At 60.7% G+C, this 18,951-nt stretch carries 12 protein-coding genes, 1 pseudogene and 1 riboswitch; of the genes and pseudogenes, 9 read left to right on the top strand and 4 right to left on the bottom strand.

Features of this window, described 5'->3' with window-relative positions; translation table 11 throughout:
* Positions 1 to 55: 55 nt before the first annotated feature.
* Entirely contained in the window at positions 56 to 931 is an 876-nt protein-coding gene (locus AAF463_RS22575) for a LysR family transcriptional regulator (protein WP_192234573.1), read from the bottom strand.
* Between the two features lie 123 nt (positions 932 to 1,054).
* On the opposite strand from AAF463_RS22575, the gene AAF463_RS22570 reads away from it, so the two are divergent.
* The gene (locus AAF463_RS22570) at positions 1,055 to 1,780 is read left to right on the top strand and encodes a pirin family protein (protein WP_222234265.1); all 726 of its coding nucleotides are present in this window, start codon (positions 1,055 to 1,057) and stop codon (positions 1,778 to 1,780) included.
* A gap of 129 nt (positions 1,781 to 1,909) precedes the next feature.
* Here AAF463_RS22570 and AAF463_RS22565 read toward each other — a convergent pair whose 3' ends face one another.
* The gene (locus tag AAF463_RS22565; protein WP_350262153.1) at positions 1,910 to 2,347 is read right to left on the bottom strand and encodes a 6,7-dimethyl-8-ribityllumazine synthase; all 438 of its coding nucleotides are present in this window, start codon (positions 2,345 to 2,347) and stop codon (positions 1,910 to 1,912) included.
* Between the two features lie 175 nt (positions 2,348 to 2,522).
* Positions 2,523 to 2,642: riboswitch (TPP riboswitch) on the top strand.
* Positions 2,643 to 2,771: 129 nt separating this feature from the next.
* On the opposite strand from AAF463_RS22565, the gene AAF463_RS22560 reads away from it, so the two are divergent.
* From AAF463_RS22560 to fepB, 8 genes are all read left to right on the top strand, one after another.
* On the top strand, positions 2,772 to 3,716 hold the full coding sequence (locus tag AAF463_RS22560) for an FAD-dependent oxidoreductase (RefSeq protein WP_350262152.1): 945 nt from the start codon (positions 2,772 to 2,774) through the stop codon (positions 3,714 to 3,716).
* On the top strand, positions 3,700 to 3,897 hold the full coding sequence (gene thiS / locus AAF463_RS22555) for a sulfur carrier protein ThiS (protein WP_110866723.1): 198 nt from the start codon (positions 3,700 to 3,702) through the stop codon (positions 3,895 to 3,897). The genes AAF463_RS22560 and thiS overlap by 17 nt, the downstream gene beginning before the upstream one ends.
* Positions 3,898 to 3,900: 3 nt before the next feature.
* Positions 3,901 to 4,659, top strand: coding sequence for a thiazole synthase (locus tag AAF463_RS22550; RefSeq protein ID WP_222234267.1), 759 nt, complete (start codon positions 3,901 to 3,903; stop codon positions 4,657 to 4,659).
* A gap of 11 nt (positions 4,660 to 4,670) precedes the next feature.
* The gene (locus tag AAF463_RS22545) at positions 4,671 to 5,636 is read left to right on the top strand and encodes a HesA/MoeB/ThiF family protein (RefSeq protein ID WP_350262151.1); all 966 of its coding nucleotides are present in this window, start codon (positions 4,671 to 4,673) and stop codon (positions 5,634 to 5,636) included.
* Positions 5,633 to 6,349 (top strand): ABC transporter ATP-binding protein, encoded by a 717-nt coding sequence (locus AAF463_RS22540; protein ID WP_350262150.1) that lies wholly within the window; start codon positions 5,633 to 5,635, stop codon positions 6,347 to 6,349. Before AAF463_RS22545 ends, AAF463_RS22540 begins: the two co-directional genes overlap by 4 nt.
* The gene (locus AAF463_RS22535) at positions 6,333 to 7,067 is read left to right on the top strand and encodes an ABC transporter permease (protein ID WP_192413244.1); all 735 of its coding nucleotides are present in this window, start codon (positions 6,333 to 6,335) and stop codon (positions 7,065 to 7,067) included. Before AAF463_RS22540 ends, AAF463_RS22535 begins: the two co-directional genes overlap by 17 nt.
* 9 nt (positions 7,068 to 7,076) lie before the next feature.
* Positions 7,077 to 8,006 (top strand): ABC transporter substrate-binding protein, encoded by a 930-nt coding sequence (locus tag AAF463_RS22530; protein WP_350262149.1) that lies wholly within the window; start codon positions 7,077 to 7,079, stop codon positions 8,004 to 8,006.
* A 212-nt stretch (positions 8,007 to 8,218) separates the two neighbouring features.
* On the top strand, positions 8,219 to 9,169 hold the full coding sequence (gene fepB / locus AAF463_RS22525) for a Fe2+-enterobactin ABC transporter substrate-binding protein (protein WP_350262148.1): 951 nt from the start codon (positions 8,219 to 8,221) through the stop codon (positions 9,167 to 9,169).
* On the opposite strand, the gene entS is transcribed toward fepB, so the two are convergent.
* Positions 9,166 to 10,428, bottom strand: a complete 1,263-nt coding sequence (entS, locus tag AAF463_RS22520) for an enterobactin transporter EntS (RefSeq protein WP_350262147.1) — start codon at positions 10,426 to 10,428, stop codon at positions 9,166 to 9,168. The two genes, fepB and entS, sit on opposite strands and share 4 nt — an antisense overlap.
* A gap of 105 nt (positions 10,429 to 10,533) precedes the next feature.
* Positions 10,534 to 18,936, bottom strand: a pseudogene (locus tag AAF463_RS22515) (amino acid adenylation domain-containing protein).
* Between the last annotated feature and the right edge of the window lie 15 nt (positions 18,937 to 18,951).

Here is an 18,951-nt window from a genome sequence, read left to right as displayed (position 1 = left end):
CACATTGCCGCCCTTGATATGCGCATTAGATCGCGCCGCAACGGGGACTTAATTTTTACGCCAACTTCTGCTGCAAAAATGTCATAAACACCCGATTGATCTCACTGCGCTGACGGTGCTGCGGATAGAGCGCATTGAGATGGAGCGAGGTCGGCTGCCACTCTTCCAGCACCTTCACCAGCTCACCGCTCGCCAGCGCTGGCGCCACAATAAACTCTGGCAGCATAATCAGACCCAATCCGGCCACTGCTGCGTCGCGCAGCATTTCCCCGTTATTACTCACCATCGGCCCATGCACGCTAATCACTTTGCGCTGGTCGCCGTTAAACAGTTCCCAGCCGGTCTGGCTTTCGCGCCCGTAGCGCAGACACAAATGCTCGCTCAGCTCCTCCGGCGTTCGCGGTGCGCCTGCGCCCTGCAGGTAGGACGGGCTGCCGCAGATCACGCGACGAAACTCGCCCAGTCGCCTGGCGATCAAACTCGAATCTGGCAGCGTACCGATGCGAATCGCCATATCAAATCCTTCACCCACCATATCGACATGCCGATCCGCCAGTTCAACCTGAAACTGCAAACCCGGATGCTGGCTGAGAAACTCGGCAATAAACGGCGACAGATGGCTTATACCAAAAGACATCGGCACGCTCAGGCGGAAGCTGCCCTGCAGCACCTGACGACGCCCCGATACCGCCAGCTCGGCTTCCTGCACATCATCGAGAATGCGCTGCGCGTGCTGCGCAAACAGCTGGCCGTTATCGGTCACTGACAACTTCCGCGTGTTGCGATTCAGCAGCCGCGCGCCAAGTGACTCCTCCAGCGCGGCGATGCGGCGGCTGACATACTGCTTCGACAGCATCAGCTGTTCGGCGGCAGCGGTGAAGTTGCCGGCTTTGATGACGGCTACATAAATACGGAGATCTTCAATCTGCATATTGTCCACTTATCGGTGACAGTCATTGTCATTTTGACGCATTGTTAGGCAAATCAGTTTACGTATACTTGTTTGCAACGGGAAGGGCAATCGCCCCCCAATAGCAAATTTGAGGAGCAGACCATGATTGAACAACGCCTGTCAGAACAACGCGGAGTGGGTGACCACGGTTGGTTGAATTCGCATCATACGTTCTCTTTTGCCAGTTACTGGGATCCAAAACAAACCGGCTTCTCAGATTTGCTGGTGATCAATGATGACCGCGTTGCACCGGGTCGCGGTTTTGGTGCGCATCCGCACAACAACATGGAGATCATCTCCTACGTGCTGGAAGGCGCGCTGGAGCATAAAGATTCCATGGGCACCGGTTCGGTGATTGTGCCGGGTGATGTGCAGCTAATGAGCGCCGGCAGCGGCGTCACGCACAGCGAGTTTAACCACTCGAAAACGGACAACGTGCACTTCCTGCAGATCTGGATTGTGCCTGGCGAACGTAATTCGCCTCCCGGTTATCAGCAGATTTCAGTGGCGGAACGTGACAAACGCGGTCAGCTGCGCCTGATTATTTCGCCGGAAGGGGATAACGGTTCACTCAGCGTGCGTCAGGATATTCGCGTTTATGCCGGACTGTTCGACGGTGTCGAGCAGCAAACCTTCGCGTTGGATGCCGATCGTTACGCCTATATTCACGTGGCTCGCGGCAGCATCGAAGTGAACGGCGTGAAGTTCAAAGAGGGCGACGGTGCACGCGTTCGCAACGAAAGCGCGCTGCAGTTCGCTAACGGTGATGATGCGGAAGTGCTGGTGTTTGATCTGCGTCCGCTGGAAGTGAATCATCCACAGCGTTAATGACGAATAGCTGATACTTTATTCGTTAGACTATTTTACGAGATGACTGGCACTATTCTGAAAATGAGCCGTTGAAGGCCATCATAAATAAAAAGGGAGCGCCTGAAGAGGTGCTCCCTTTTTAATGCATCAATCAATCGACAAATTATGGATCGCTAACACCGCGCGTGCCGCTTCTTTGCCTTTCTTAATGAAATGCTCGGTATAGAAGTTTTCAATCACATCAACCGGCTGGAAATTATGTGGCGTTAATGAAACGGAGAACACCGGTACGTTGGTGGTCAGCTGCACATTCATCAAGCCATCAACCACCGCAGCGGCAACGAAATCATGGCGATAGATACCGCCGTCAACCACCAGCGCAGCGCAGACGATCGCATCGTATTTGCCGGTTTCGGCCAGACGCTTAGCCAGCAGCGGCATTTCAAATGCGCCAGGCACTTCCAGCACTTTTAATTGTGCTTCTACGGATTGATCGGCTAATTCTTTTTCAAAACCCACCAGGGCATTATGGACAATTTCTTTGTGCCAGCCGGCTTTAATAAATGCAATTTTAATATTCTTCATGGTTATTCCGACATCACCTGTAATGTGTTCTTGCGCATAAAATAATGTGTTTGTATACCATATGTTACGTTTGTGATCCACAAAGCCTAAGTAGCGATAAATGCCGTGATGCTAAATACCACGTAAAGCATCCGGTAATTCCGCGCTTGACGGCGACCATCGCCTGCAATACAAATAGACGCGTCGGGGGAGTCTCGCCAAAGAGACTGAGAGGCTAATAGCGCGCTGCGCGGTTTAGCGACCCTTTGAACCTGACCCAGTTGATACTGGCGTAGGAAGACTGACAGTCTTTATCATTGGGCTGTCTGGCGCTCAAACCAGCTCGATGGATGCGCCATTTCCCTTCTCCTGTATCTGCGGGTCTCAGCTAACACTGAGAGGCCGATGTGAATTCCCCCTGTTTGAACATCCTGGATCCGGCGCTGTGAGCCGCTGGAGCGTGCTTGGCTACGGCGTGGTGGGCCTATGCGTAGCCACTTTGCTGGCGGAACGCGGTGAAGACGTTGAGGTGATTGGCGATGACGCGCGCCGCCCGGCATCGTGGTTTGCTGGCGGCATGCTGGCGCCCTGGTGTGAAGCCGAAAGCGCGCCGCGCGATGTTATCACTGATGGGCAACACGCCGCCGCGTGGTGGCAACAGCGCGTCAGCAGCGTCGAGCATCAGGGCACATTGGTGGTTGCGCCGCCGCGCGATAGCCAGGAACTCAACCGTTTCGCCCGCATGACCGAGCAGCATCAATGGATCGATCCCGCCGACATTGAACCGGCGCTGGAAGGACGCTTTGCGCGCGGTCTGTTTTTCGCCGGGGAAGCGCATCTCGATCCGCGTCTGGCGTTGCAGGAAATGCGTGACGCGCTGATCGCGCGCGGCGTGTCATTCAGCAATCACGCGCCGAGCGGGCAGATTATCGATTGTCGCGGCATCCACGCCGCGCCGCAACTGCCGCGCCTGCGTGCGGTGCGCGGCGAAATGCTGATTTTACACAGCGATGAAGTACAGTTTTCCCGCCCGATTCGTCTGCTGCATCCGCGTTTTCCCTGCTATCTGGTGCCGCGTCGCGGCGGCCATTTTATGCTCGGCGCCACCATGATCGAGAGCGACGATGCCAGCGCCATCAGCGCGCGCGCCATGATGGAGTTACTCAGCGCCGCCTATGCCATCCATCCCGCGTTAGCCGAAGCGCGCGTGATTGAGAGCGGCAGCGGGCTGCGTCCGGCCTATCCGGCGAATCTGCCGGAAATCGACTATCACAATCACACCTTTTATCTCAACGGCATGTATCGCCACGGTTTTCTGCTGGCGCCAATGCTGGCAGAGCAGCTGATGCAACGCATTTCTGGGGAACTCAATAATGAATATTCAGCTTAACGGCCGCGCCATCAGCACCCAGGCAACAAGCCTGAGCGAATTGCTGATCGAGCAGCAAATTGATGTGGCCTGCGTCGCCACCGCCTACAACGGTGCGTTTGTGCCAAAAAGTCAGTACGACACGCAGCGGCTGGATGAAGGTTGCCAGCTCGAAGTGCTGTCACCGATGCAGGGAGGTTAAGCGATGTTTTACGATTTTGAACCGCAATCACGCTTCCTGCTCGGCACCGCTGGCTATCCTTCGCCCGCTATTTTGCAGCAGGCGATTGCCGCCTCCGGCACCGACATCATCACCGTCAGTTTGCGGCGCGAAGGCGCGGCGGGCGCGGCATTCCGCGAACTGCTGACCGGACTTAACCTCCGCGTGTTACCGAATACCGCCGGTTGTCACACGGTAAAAGAGGCCGTCACCACCGCGCACATGGCGCGCGAACTGTTCAACACCGCGTGGATCAAACTGGAAGTAATCGGCCATGCCGACACGCTGCAGCCCGATCCTTTCGCGCTGGTGGAAGCAGCGCGCATCCTCAGCGCAGAGGGTTTTCAGGTGTTTCCGTACACCACCGAAGATCTGATCGTCGGCGAAAAGCTGCTGGCAGCGGGTTGCGAACTGTTGATGCCGTGGGGCGCGCCGATTGGTTCCGGCCAGGGTTTGCGCAATATCGACGGCCTGCGCGCCATGCGTGCGTGGTTCAGCGACATCCCGCTGATCATTGATGCGGGCATTGGCGCGCCGTCGCAGGCGGCGCAGGCGATGGAAATGGGCTTCGATGGCATTTTGCTCAACACCGCCGTCGCCAAAGCCGGCGATCCAATCGGCATGGCCAACGCCTTCCGGCTGGCGATTGAAGCCGGACAAGCCGCGCGCGCTGCCGGACTGATGGAGAAGCGCGATATGGCAGCCGCGTCCACGCCGATCTTCGGCCTGGCAAATCTGAGTTAAGGACGGCAACTATGCAACGTTATCAACGCCAGATGATGCTGGCGGAAATCGGCGAAGCCGGGCAGCAAAAGCTACTTAACGCGCGCGTGCTGGTGGCGGGCGCGGGCGGACTAGGCGCCACGCTCCTGCCGCAGCTGGTGGGCGCGGGCGTCGGCCATATTCGGCTGTATGACGACGATGTGGTGGCGCTGCATAACCTGCATCGGCAAACGCTGTTTACGCAGCAGGATATCGACCAGCCCAAAGTGCTGCGCGCGCAGCACGCCTTGCAGCAGCGCAATCCGCAGGTGCAAATCGAGGCGCTGCAGCAGTCGCTGAGCGCCAGCAATCTGCAGCAGGCGCTGGCGGGATGCGAACTGGTGATCGACGCCGCCGATAACTTTGCCGTCACCTACCAACTTTCCGATGCTTGCATGCAGGCGGGCATGCCGCTGATCAGCGCCTCGGTGCTGGGGCGGCAAGGTTACGTCGGCGGATTCTGTGGCGGCGCGCCGAGCTATCGCGCGCTGTTCCCGCGCTTGCCGTCATCGGCCGCGAACTGCAACACCGCAGGCGTGATGGGCCCGGCGGTGGCAACGCTCGGCGCGATGCAGGCGCAGATGGCGCTCAGCGTGCTGCTGCAGTTGTCGCCATCGCCGCTCGGTTGTCTGGTGAATTGCGATTTTGTGAACTGGCACTTCCGCCAGTTCCGCTTTGATGATGCTGAAGAGCCGGAACATGCGGTGCCGTTTATCGATCCGCAACAGTTGGCCGCCGATGACTGCATTGTCGAACTGCGCAGCTATGAAGAAGCGCCGGTCAGCGTGGCGGATGGCGTTGAGCGCATCTTGCCGCAGGCGATCGCCGCGTGGCAGCCGCCCGCCCAGCAGCGCATCGTGCTGGTGTGCGCCAGCGGCATCCGCGCCGCGCAGGCCGCTGGCGCGCTGGCGCAGCGCGGATTTCATCAGCTGGCGATTCTGGCGGCCAATCGCCCATGAATCAGGACATTCTGTTCAACGATGTGAGTTTTAGCTGGGGCGATAAACCGCTGTGTCAGCGGCTGAATCTGCACCTGCGCGGTGGCAAAACCACGGTAATGCTGGGACGCAGCGGCATCGGCAAAAGTACGCTGCTGCGGTTGGTGGCCGGTTTACTCCAGCCGCAGCAGGGCGCGGTGCAGGGCTTGAGCGGCAACGTGGCGTGGATGGGCCAGCAGGATCTGCTGTATCCGTGGCTGACGGTGCTCGACAACGTGATGCTGTCGGCGCGGCTCAGCGGCGACAAGCCGGATCGCCCGCGTGCGCTGGCGCTGCTCGAGCAGGTAAAACTCAGCGACGTGGCGCATGCACCCCCGCATCAACTCTCCGGCGGCATGCGGCAACGCGTGGCGCTGGCACGCACGCTTTATGCGCAGCGCGACGTGGTGCTGATGGATGAACCCTTCGCCACGCTGGATGTGATGACCAAACTCAGTTTGCAAACGCTGACCGCCCGATTACTGCGGGGCAAAACTGTGCTGCTGGTGACGCACGATCCGCTGGAAGCGTGCCGCATGGCCGATGACATTCTGCTGCTGCAAGGCCAGCCGCTGGCTATCGAAAGCTGGCCGGTTGCTAGCGGTGACGCGCCGCGTCCGTTTGATCATCCCGACGTCCTGCAGGCGCAGGCGCAACTCTTCTCCCGACTGAATACCCATGAAAACAGTGTTTAGCGCGATCTACCTGATCGTGGTGCTGCTGTGCGGCTGGTTACTGGCGCGTCACAGCGGCGTGCCGAGTTTCCTGCTGCCCGCGCCACAGGCGGTGCTGGAGGCGCTGTGGCTGCATCGTCAACTGCTGTGGCATCACGCGCTCTATACGCTGGCGGAAATTGTGCTGGCGCTGTTGCTGGGCGTCGGCGCGGGCGTGACGCTGGCGGTGCTGATGGCCGCCAGTTCGCTGCTGCGTCGCGTGCTGTTTCCGCTGGTCACCGCCAGCCAGGCAATCCCGGTGTTTGCCCTCGCGCCGCTGCTGGTGCTGTGGCTCGGCTTTGGCATCGCCTCAAAAGTGGTGGTGGCGGCTTTGATCCTGTTCTTCCCGCTGTGCTTGTCACTGTTTGATGGGCTGTGCCGTACGCCGGTCGGTTGGCTGGAGCTGGCGCAAACCTCCACGTCGTCGCGTTTCCGCATCTTCTGGCGCGTGCGCTGGCCTGCCGCGTTACCGCAGTTTTTCTCCGGCCTGCAGATGGCGGTGGTGTTGGCCCCGATTGGCGTGGTGATTGGTGAATGGGTCGGCGCCAGCGAAGGGCTCGGCTATCTGATGATGCAATCCAACGCGCGACTCGAAACCGCCACCAGCTTCGCGGCGCTGCTGCTGTTACTGATTCTGGCGCTGCTGCTTTCGGGCAGCGTGGCGCTGATGCGCAAGAAAATCCTCTGGCAATCTACATAAGGAAATACCGTGAAAACCCTACGAATGGCATTGACCGCGTTGCTGCTGCTGGCGACCGCTAACGTGCAGGCGGCGGAGAAAGTTCGCCTGCTGCTTGACTGGTTTATCAACCCCAATCACGCAGCGATTTTTGCTGCCCAGCACAGCGGCGCGTTTAAGAAAGAGGGGCTGGATGTCGAGATGATCGCGCCCGCCGATTCGGCGTCCGTGCCGCTGCTGCTGGCGGCGGGCAAAGTCGATCTCGCCGTCAGCTACCAGCCGCAGCTCTACACGCTGGTGGATAAAGACGTGCCAGTGATCCGCGTCGGCACGTTGATTAATCAGCCGCTGAATACGCTGACCACGGTGTCAGACGATATTCACTCGCTGAAGGATTTCGCTGGCAAAACCATCGGCTACGCGGTGCCGGGCACCGAAGACGTGGCGATCCGCAATATGCTAAAAACGCAGGGCGTTGATGCCGACTCGGTGAAGCTTATCAACCTGAATATGGATGGCACCTCCGCGTTGCTAACGCACAAGATTGATGGCGCGATGACCATCTTCCGTAACTATGAGCTGCTGGATTTGAAAGACAAAGGCGCGAAGCCAACGGTGTTCAAGCCGGAAGATTACGGCGTGCCTGCTTATGATGAGTTGATCATCCTGGCAAACCAGAAAACTGCCGCGCAGGACAAACGCATTCCGGAGTTTTTACGTGCTCTGGATGCCGGCGTGGCGTGGCTACGCGCGCATCCGCAGGAAGCGTGGCAGGCGTTTATTAAGCAATATCCCGAGCTAAATACGCCGCTCAATCACGAGGCGTGGCAGGCGACGTTGCCATATTTCGCCGCGCACAGTGCGGCGTTTGATCAGGCGCGCTATCAGGCGTTTGGTGAGTATATGAAGGGTAATGGTGTAATTAAGGCTGTAGCGCCGATGGCGCGCTATTCGTTGTAAGTTGGTGCGGTTTGCCCCTCACCCCAGCCCTCTCCCGCGCGCAGGAGAAGGAGCCGGCCGCGCCCATCTAACCATTCTCTACACCTAATTATTCCCTCTCCCGCTTGCGGGAGAGGGTTAGGGTGAGGGGAAACCACGCACAATTTCCCTTGCACCTACACTTATTTTTGATAATGATATTTATTCTCAACTATCAAGTGATGGACAACCTGATGCGTTTCCCCGCTCTTTCTCTGCTGCTTAGCCTGTTTTTCATCTGCACCCATGTACAAGCCGACGCCGCCTGGCCGCGCACTATCGCCACACCGAAAGGCCCCTTCACGCTGCAACAGCCGCCGCAGCGCATTGTCTCGACCAGCGTTACGCTGAGTGGCACTTTGCTGGCAATTAACGCGCCGCTGATTGGCTCCGGCGCCACCAGCCGCAATAGCAGCGTATCGGATGCGCAGGGCTTTTTTACGCAATGGAGCGCGATGGCCAAAGCGCGTCAGGTTAAACCGCTCTATATCTCACAGCCGAATGCCGAAGCGATTGCCGCCGAAGCGCCGGATTTGATCGTGATTGCCGCCACCGGCGGCGATTCGGCGCTGCGCCTTTACGATCAGCTGCAAACCATCGCGTCGGTGTTAGTGATCGACTACGGCGATAAAAGCTGGCAGGCATTGACCTTGCAGCTGGGCGAGATTACCGGCCATGAAGCTGATGCCAATAAGGTGATCGCAGCATTCGACCAACGAGTCGAAGCAGTGCGTCACAAGATTACGCTGCCGCCGCAGCCGACCTCTGCGCTGGTCTATTACGAAGATGGGCGCGGGATGAACTTGTGGACGCCCGCATCGGCGCAGGGCGCACTGTTACAGGATTTGGGCTTTACGCTGGCCGCGCCGCCCGCCAGTTTTCAGGGCAGCACCAGCATGGGTAAGCGCAATGACATTATTCAGCTGAACGGCGAAAACATGGCCGATGGCATCACCGGTAACACGCTTTTGCTATTCGCTGCTGATGAGAAAACCGTGCCGCAGGTGGCGAAGAATCCGTTCCTCGCCCATCTGCCGGCGGTACAGCAGCACGACATCTTTGCCGTGGGTAACGATACTTTCCGCCTCGATTACTACAGCGCCAGCAATATGCTCAGCAGCATCGAGCGGCAGTTTACCCGTTAAGCATCTGCGGTGGCGGGCTGCGGCGCGTCCGGTTGTTCACTGAGGCGCGCCGAGCGCAGGCCGCGCGCCGCCAGCGACAACAGCACCAGCAATCCCACCGCCAATCCGCCAAACCACAGCACGCTGCTCAACGGTGCCAGCACGCGTGCCAGCGCGCCTAAACCCAATGCACCGACCGAATCGCCGGTCACATCCTGCGCGGTGCCGAGGCTGTTGACGCGTCCCAGCAGCGCATCCGGCGTGTGGTGCTGCGTCAGCATAAACTGCAATAGCGAGGCGATGGCGTTGCTGTAGCCGTAACACACCAGCGCCAGCAGTGCGGGCAGCAGATGGCTGTAAAGACCGAGCGAGGCGATGCAGGCAAATGCCAGTAGCGCACAACCCATCAGCACCCATCCCGGGCGCGTTAACTGCCGCACCCAGCCGCTGGTAAAGGCCCCGATCATCGCACCCAGCGGCACCGCCGAGTACATCAATCCTAATGCGGATGCATCGGCGTGATAGGTCAGCGCCAGCGCCGGGAACAGAATACGCACCGCGCCAACCATGCTGAGCAGCAAGCCAACCAACACTACCGCGCCGACCACTTTATGCTGGCAGACAAACTGCATGCCGCTCGCCAGCGCGCGCAGCGGATGCTCCGGCTCCTGCTTTTCGGGCTTCATCGACGGTAAACGCACCAGCGGAATCAGCGTTGCTAGCGTACCAATCGCGGCGACCGCAAACGCCCAACCGACACCCGCCGCAACGATGATCATGCCGCCGAGCGCGGGCGACAAAATCGCGCCGAGGCGCACCGTTAGCATGCTGAGCGCACCGGCTTCCGCCAGATGTTCACGTCCGACGATTAGCGGGATCACCGCCATCAGCGCGGTCATGCCAAGCGCGCCAAAGAAGCCATCCCAGAAGGCGAGGAAGTAGAGCGCCAGCAACGAAGGTGCTGGGCTGAAGGCGTTGAGGCTGAGCAGCACAAAACCGATGCCACAGGTGCCGCGCGCGAACAGGATTAATTTGCGGCGATCGTAGCGATCGGCCAGCACGCCGCCGAGCAGCAGGCCGATAAACATGCCGACGCCATCAAGCATTACCGCCACGCCAACCTGCAGCGTGGAGCCGGTCATCGCCTGAATTTGCACTGGTACGCCAACTGCCAGCATGCCAAGGGCGAATACCGAGAGCATGCGCGCGCAGAATATCGCGCGGAAGGATGCATTGTTTTTAAGCAAACTGAAATCTAAGAATATCGAGGGCTTAGCCATAAATCTCCAACGGTGAATCACATTTGCATCACCCGTAGCGGCGCAATTTATTGCGCGTTTTTTGACAGAACGCGATGAATCGCGCCGCTACGGTATGTGCCTTAATTAACGCCGAGCTAACAAACGATTTATCAACGGTCCCAGCACCTGCAACGAATCTGCTGAAAGAATATCGGCGTGTTCGCAATCCAGCGGGAAGATCGTCAATTCATCAACGAACGGTGCCCAACTGGCGCGCACATCCATCTCCGGCGGCAGCGTTTTCTCGGCCATAAACAGCGTGGCGTGGCCGGCATAGCGCGGCGTACGCGCTTCAGCCAGGCGTGCGACGGCGTCTTTGTAGTTCGCGACGATGGTGCTAAACATCGCCGCCTTCTCTTCACGCAGTAGCGGATCGCGCTCATCTTCGGTCGCAGCCATAAACTCGGCCTGCTCACGCGCCACTTCCTGTTCCGCTTCATCGGCATCCGGCGTGCGCCAGTCCTGACCTTCTGCCGGATAGGTATCCAGCAGGCCAAGAAATGCCACCGTTTCACCCTGCGCCTGCAAACGTGCCGCGATGCCTTGCGCCAGCGTGCCGCCGAGTGAATAGCCGAGCAGGAAATACGGACCGCTCGGCTGCTGCTGGCGAATCGCCTGCAGATGGCGTTCGTACATCGCCTCCACGCTGTGACAGGCAGCAATCACGCCATTTGGCCGCGGCGATTGCAGGCCGACAATCGGGAAGTCGCCGTCGAGATAGTGCAGCAGGGCGCTGTACTGCCAAGCGAAGCCGGATGCCGGATGGATGCAGAACAGCGTCGGGCCGTGACCGGCGCGCAGCGGCAGCAGTTCGCCGTTGCCACCGCTTTCACTGTTGGCACCGCCGTCAAGCAGCGCCGCCAGCTTCTCCACGCTGCGCGCGGCGATGATCTGCCCGACGCTGAGCGGCGGCACCTCACGACGACGCAGTTCCGCCGCCAGACGCATCGCCAGCAGCGAATGACCACCGAGCGCGAAGAAGTCGTCATCGGCAAACACGCTGTCGCAACCAAGCAGCTGCTGGAACAGATCCGCCAGCAAACGCTCGTTGGCGCTGTGCGGCAGGCGGCCGCTGCGTGCGCTGAGCTGCGGCATCGGCAGCGCTTTACGATCCAGCTTGCCGTTGGCGCTGAGCGGCAGATGGTCGAGCAGCAGATAGCTGACCGGCTGCATATGCGCCGGCAGACGTTCGCCCAGTTGCTGCTTCACCGCGTCGATATCCAGCGGCACGCCCGTTTCGGCCACCAGCCAGCCGAGCAGCTGACGGTTATCGACGCCCGGCGTGGCGTGCTGCGTCAGCGCGCGCGCCGCCACCACCGCCTGCGCCACGCCCGACAGCGCCACTAGCGCCTGTTCGATTTCGCCCGGCTCGATACGCTGTCCGCGCATTTTCAGCTGATCGTCGCTGCGGCCGAGATACTCAACCGCACCGTCGGCGCGCCAGCTGGCGATATCGCCGGTGCGATACATGCGCTCGCCTTCGGCAAACGGCGCGGCGACAAAGCGCTGTGACGTAAGGTCGGCGCGATGCAAATAGCCATCGGCCAGCTGCACGCCGCTGAGATAGAGATCGCCCGGCACGCCAACCGGCACCGGTCGCAGCAGGCTATCGAGAATATGCAGCTGCGTGTTCCACACCGGACGACCAATCGGCACGCCCGGCCCGTTAAGGCCTTCCAGCGCGCTGCCGCTGGCCGGTTGCCAGGTGACATCGACGGCGGCTTCGGTTGGGCCATACAGATTGTGCAGCGGCGCGGCGATCATCTCCTGATAGCTGCGCGCTAGGTCGCACGCCAGCGCTTCACCGCTGCAGAATACGCGGCGCAGCGTTGGGCAAGCTTGCTCGGTTTGCGCGGCGAGATGGCCGACAAAGGCCGCTAACATCGAGGGCACGAAGTGCAGGGTGGTCACGCGATAATCGTCGATCAGCTGCCACAGCGCCTGCGGATCGCGGTGCGCTTCCGGCGGCGCCATCATCAGCTGCGCACCGGTCATCAGCGGCCAGAAAAACTCCCACACCGATACATCAAAGCTGCACGGCGTCTTCTGCAACACTACATCGTCGGCGCGCAGCGGATAGCTGGCCTGCATCCAGCGCAGGCGGTTGACGATGGCGCGCTGATTCACCACCACGCCTTTAGGTTTACCGGTCGAGCCCGAGGTGTAAAGCACGTAAGCCGGGCGACTGGCGTCCGCCTGCGGCAAAGGGTGACGCGGCTGAAGGTTTTCATTGGCTAAACCATCAAACATCATCAGCGTGCCAAACGTGGCAAAGCGGGTTTCCAGCGCGGATTCGGTGATCAGCACCCACGGCCGCGCATCTTCCACCATGTAAGCTAAACGTTCATCGGGATAACCGATATCCAGCGGCAAGTACGCCGCGCCCGCCTGCAGGATGGCAGTGAGCGCAATGCTGAGACGCACCGAGCGCGGCAGCGCCACGGCGACGATATCGCCCGGCATCACGCCCGCTTCAATCAGGCGATCCGTCAGCAGCGCGGCCTGACGCTGCATGTCGCCGTAGCTCAGACGGTGATCCACATCCATTAGCGCCAGCGCGTCCGGCGTGCGCGCCGCCTGCTGGGCAATCGCCTGCTGCAGGGTTTCATTTTCCAGCTGAACGCCGGTGTTATTCACCCAGGCGAGTAGCGATTGCTCGGCCAGCGTTTGCAATTTCCACTGCGTCAGCGGCAGATCCGGCGTGCTGACCAGCTGTTGCAACAGCAATAACAGCCGCTCGGCCAGACGTTCCGGCTCGCTAACGCAGTCGCGATACTCCATCAGCAGCGTCAGCTGTTCGCCCGGCAGCACCAGCAGCGTCAGCGGATAGTGCGTGTAACCGCGATTATGGATCGCTTCGCAGCGCACGGTGGCGTTGGCATCCAGCAGCGTTTGGTTGTCCGGATAGTTCTCCACCACCAGCAAGGTATCGAACAGCGTACCGGCGCCGACCAACTGCTGAATCTCGGCGAGGCCGAGGCAATCCTGCTCAATCAGCTGGATTTGCTGCGCCTGATGATCGGCGAGCTGCGCCAGTAATGGACGCTGATGATCGAAGCGCACGCGCACCGGCAGCGTGTTGCTGAACAGGCCCACGTGCTGATCGATGTCGTCAATCTGACCAAAACGGCCAGAAACCGGCGCACCAAACACCACGTCTTGCTGGCCGCTGGCGACCGACAGCAGCAAGCCCCACAATCCCTGCATCACGGTGTTCAGGGTTAAGCCGCGCGCCCGGCATAGGGCATAGAGTTCCCGCTCCAGCGTGGCATCCAGCGTAATGCGCTTTTCGTTGACCGCGCTATCGGCGGCCTGCGGATAAAGCAGCGTCGGACGCACGTCTTTCAGGCAAGCTTGCCACTGCTGACGCGCTTCATGGCTGTCGCGCTGGCTGAGCTGACGCACGATGTCGGCGTAGCTGCTGCTGTGCGCGGGCAAGATATGCTGGCGCAGCGCGCTGAGTAGATCGTTGAGGATCACCGGCGTTGACCAACCATCCACCACCAAGTGATGCGCGTTGAGCAGTAGCGTCCAGCGCGCGCCATCGCGATGGGCGATCAGCGTGGCGTGCAGCATGATTGGCTGGCTAAACAGATCCTGCGCCAGCGCCTGATGTTCCAACGCGTGAATGTCCTCTTCCTCGCCCAACTGAAGCAGCGTCAGCGGCCAGTGCAATTCGCCTTCCGGTATCAGCTGCAGCGGTTGCAGGCTGAGTTCGGCGTCGAAGCGCGCCGCCAGCTGCGGATGACGCTGTAACACCGCGTCGAGCGCGGTTTGTACCGCTGCGGCGCTGATGTCGCCGCTCAGCGTCAGGCGGGTTAATGAGTTATAGCTGCCTTGCTGCGTGGTGGTTTGCGCGTGGAACAGCAAACCTTTTTGCAGCGGTAACAACGGCAGCGCATGGCTAAACGCACCGTGACGCGCATGCAGCTGTTGCAGCAGCGCGTCATCAACGCCTTCCAGCGCCACCTCGGCGGCCACCAGCGTGTGGGCGGCGTGCTGCGGTTGCTGTTGGGCCAGCGCGATCAGCGCCTGCGCGGTAGCCGCCATTGCCTGATGTAAATCGGCAATCGCTTCGGCGTTGAGCACGCCGTCCGCCCAGCTCCAGTTCAGCGCCAGCTGCGCCGCATGTGGCTGCTCCTCAACGAAGACGTTGAGTTCCAGCGCGTGCTGCAGCGGCAGCGCGTCATCCTGTAATACCGCGAAAGTGTCACGGAACTGTTGCGCGGTGCGCTGTGGCGTCCAGTCACCGCTGCGCGGTGTAAAGCGCCCGAGGTAGTTAAACAGCACCTGCGGCGCATGTTGCGCTGCCAGTTTTTCCAGCGTCACGCCGCGATGTGCATCGAGCCAGCGCAGCTGCCCGTAGCCAATACCGCGATCCGGCACCGCACGCAGTACCGCTTTCACCGCGCGTACGCACTCATTGAGCGGCGCATGTGGATTTTCTGGCAACGGCAGCAGCAGCGGGAATTCGGACGTCAGCCAGCCGACGGTGCGCGCCAGATCCTGCTGCGCATTTAGTTCGGCACGGCCATGCGATTCCAGCGTGACGCGCTGCTGTGCGCTGCCGTTGAGCTGGCGCAGAGCGAGGGTCAACAAGGTCAGCAGCAGCTCTTCGCTGGTGGCGCGATAGTACTGCGGCAGCGTGTTGAGCAGCGCGTGCGTGGTTGAGGCATCCAGCAGCGTGCGTTGATGCTGTTGGCGATCGCCGGACTGAATCGCCCGTTGACCGACAAGCGGCAGCGGTTCCGTCAGCATCTGCTGCCAGAACGGTAACTCGCTGGCGCGCGCCGCAAGGTTCGCCAGCAGCGCGGCAGACCAGTCGTGCAGCGAGGTTTCCTCGGCGGGGATCACCAGCGGCGTGTTATTGAGCAGTGCGTCACCGGCCTGTTGCAGTTCTTCCAGCAATACGCGCCACGAGACGCCATCGACAATCAGGTGATGCAGCGTTAACACCAGCCCACAGCTGGCGCCTTCTTGCTGCAGCAGCGTGGCGTGCAGCAGCGCGCCTTTAGCCGGGTCGAGCGCCTCAGCATCTTCGCTAAACGCCCGTTCCGCTGCGCGGTCGCGGTCCTGCACCTCCAGCGCACGCACGCGGGCAGGGCGCGTCGTCAGCGCTTCGCCGACAATCAGCTGATCGCCGCGCGTAAAGGCGTTGAGCGCCGGATGCGCCTGCGCCAGCTGATCGATCAGTTGTTCCAACTGAACGAGCTGCAACTGCGGCGGCACCGACAGCAGCACGCCGTGAGCAAAGCGCGCATTGATGCCCGCCTGGGCGTTGAACCAGTACAGAATCGGCAAGCCGCCAATCGCGCCCTGTTGCGCGACGCGCGCGCCGGTGTGGTGTTGTGCCAGCGGCTGCAAACCCCGCGCCATGCGTGCAGCGGTACGTTCGGCAAAGATTTCGCGTGGACGCAACAGATAGCCAGCGCGACGGGCGGCGGTGCTGAGCCCCATCGCTGAGATGCTGTCGCCGCCGAGCGCGAAGAAATCATCTTCCGCGCCAACGCTCTCCAGCCCCAGCAGGCTGCCAATCGCGTGGCAAATCAGCTGCTCCTGCGGCGTGCTGGCGGCGCGACTTTGACTTTGCTGCGCCTGTTGCGGCTTTGGCAACGCCTGACGATCAATCTTGCCGTTAACGTTGAGCGGCAATTCGTCCATCACCATCAGCACCGCAGGCACCATGTAATCCGGCAGCTGCGTGGCGAGCTGCGCCAGCAAACGGGCGTTGAGATCGGCATCGGCGCGCAGCGCATCATCCTGCACCGAGCAGTAACCAATCAGGCGATGCGTGGCGCCCATTACTTCGGCGATCACCACGGCGGTGCTGACTTCCGGCAGCGCCACCAGCGCATTTTCCACTTCACCGAGTTCGACACGGAAACCGCGCACTTTAATCTGGTGATCGGTACGGCCAATAAACGCCAGCTGTCCATCCTGACGCCAGCGCATCAGGTCGCCGCTGCGGTACATCACATCGCCGTCGCGGAAGGGATTAGCGACAAAGCGTCCGCAGGTGAGATCGGGACGACGCAGATAACCGCGCGCGATGCCGGTTCCGGCGATATACAGCTCGCCAGCGCAGCCAATCGGCACCTGACGCAGTTGGTTATCCAGCAGATAGACTTCGCTGTTCCCCACCGGACGACCAATCACCGGCTGCGGCGACGCCATGACGCTGGCACCCAGCGTATCGATGGTGTATTCCGACGGGCCGTAATAGTTGTGGATCTCCATCTGCTGCTGTTGCTGCATCAGCTTCCACAGCGTTGGCGTGGCTGCTTCACCGCCAATCATGACGAAAGAGGGACGATGGTTATCGGCTTCCAGCAGGCCGCTGTCGATCATCTGCGAGAAGAATGACGGCGTGATATCCAGCAAATCAACCGGCACCGCGTTCATCTGCTGAATCAGGCCCTAGGCATCGCGGCGCAGCTCTTCGTCGAAGATATTCAGCTCGCAGCCCATCAGCATGCAGAACAGCGGTTCCCATGAGGAATCGAACGAGAAGGAAGCGGTGTGACCAGCGCGCATGCGGCGCGGGCTGCTGGCGCTGAAGCGCGCAATCGCCGGGCCAAACAGATGCTCGCGGTGCGACAGGAACAGATTGAGCAACCCTTGATGAGTGCTCATCACGCCTTTCGGGCGGCCGGTCGATCCTGAGGTGTAAATCATGTAGGCCAGATCGTCGCCGCACAGTGGGGTATCGGGTCGTGCGGTGGAAAGGGTGTTCAACGCAATCTGATCAATCAGCAGATGCGGCAACTCCGGCATTTGCGCCAGCGTGCTGGAGTGCGTCAGCAGCAGCTTCGGCTGCGCGTCATCGCACATCAGCGCCAGGCGTTCGCGCGGATAGTCGAGATCGAGCGGCATATAAGCCGCGCCGCTCGCCAGCACGCCGAACATCGCTACCAGTGAATCCACCGAACGCGGAATGCCAATCGCCACCACATCGTCAGCCTGCAGGCCGCGCGCGATCAACAGATGCGCCAGTTGCATCGCGCGATCGGCTAACTGGCGATAGCTCAGGCTGCGATCGCCGCACACCACCGCGGTTTGCTCGCCGTAGTGCTCAGCGGCTTGCAGCAGGATATCGACGATGGTGTGGGTATCGGCGGGCGGCACGATGGTTGGTCCGGTCGACCAGCGTTGCAGATCGATCTGTTCCTGTGGCGCCAGCAGTGACAGCGCGCCGATTTGCGTGTTGGCATCCGCCGCGAATTGCGTGAGCACGTGGCTGATGCGCTCGGCGTGACGTTGTAGCGTTTGTGCCTCGTAGCGGCGCGGGTTCGCCACCAGCGTCAGCTGCAATGCGCCAGCGCGGAAGCCAACTTCAAACTCGAGATCGTCGACCGGGCCCATCGCCAGCGTGTGCGTTGTGGCTGCATGGCCATCGAATTGAAGATCGTCGTGGTAAACCTTGACGTTAATCACCGGGCCATACAGCGCCTGGCTGCTGCCGACCAGACCGAGATCGCGGCGCAGCTGTTCCGCTTCATAACGCTGATGACGGCGCGCTTTGCGGATTTCGCTTTGCACCTGCTGCACCAGCATCGGCAAGGTCATCTCATCGCTGACGCTGAAAATCAGCGGCAACACGTTGACCACCGGGCCGAGGGCAGAAATCGCCGCCGAACCCATGCGGCGCATAAACGGGAAGCCAATTGACAAACGTTGGCTGTTACTGAAGCGGGCCAGATAGGCCACCAACAGCCCGCTGACGATATCGCCTTCGCTGCTGTCGGCGAGTGGATGCTGCTGACGCAGCGTGGTCAGTTGCGGCAGCGTTACCTGACAGCTGATCGGGCGATCGCCGGGATCGCTGACGTTTTCACTGGCAAGCGTCAGGGTTTCCGGCAAATCCGCCGCGTAACTTTGCCAGTGGCTGGCGGAGCGGGTAAAAGCCGGCGAATCCTGCCACTGCTGAATCTCGTCAATCACCGTGGTGAACGGGGTAAACGGCGAGGGCGAGGGCGCTTCGCCGGCGCAAAGGGCGGCGTAGATCGCTGCGACGCGTTGAGTCAGCGCTTCAAAGCTGAAACCATCCACCAGCAAATGGTGATAGCGCTGATACCACAGCCAGCTTCCGTCGCCGATGCGCATCAGCGCGTGACGATAGAGCGGTTTGTCGCCGTCGGCGGGCAGATCGGCAGCGAGATCGGCCTGCATCAGTTTGTGCGCCTGGCTGCTGGCATCGCCGCGCTGGCTGAAATCATGCCATTCCGGCGCGACCGGCGCTTGTGCACCAAACCACTGCGCCGGATTGCCCTGCTCATCCAGGCCGAAGCGCGCCTGCACGGTATCGGCTTCCGCCATAGCCTGCTGAATGGCGCTGTCCAGCGCCGCGCGATTGATGTCGCCGTGCAGCACGCTGTAGTGCGCCACGGTAAATTGATTGCGCTGCTGCGCAATGCTGTCAGCGATCCAGATGCCGGGCTGTGCCGCGACGAGTGGATAGGCTGGAGAATAGTTGTTTAGCGATGCCAAAGGACAATTCCTGTC

The organism is Pantoea sp. BJ2 (assembly GCF_040255075.1).
GTDB classification, from domain to species: domain Bacteria; phylum Pseudomonadota; class Gammaproteobacteria; order Enterobacterales; family Enterobacteriaceae; genus Pantoea; species Pantoea leporis.
Note: the sequence above shows the minus strand (reverse complement) of the source record. Positions and strands in the feature narration are given on the sequence as shown.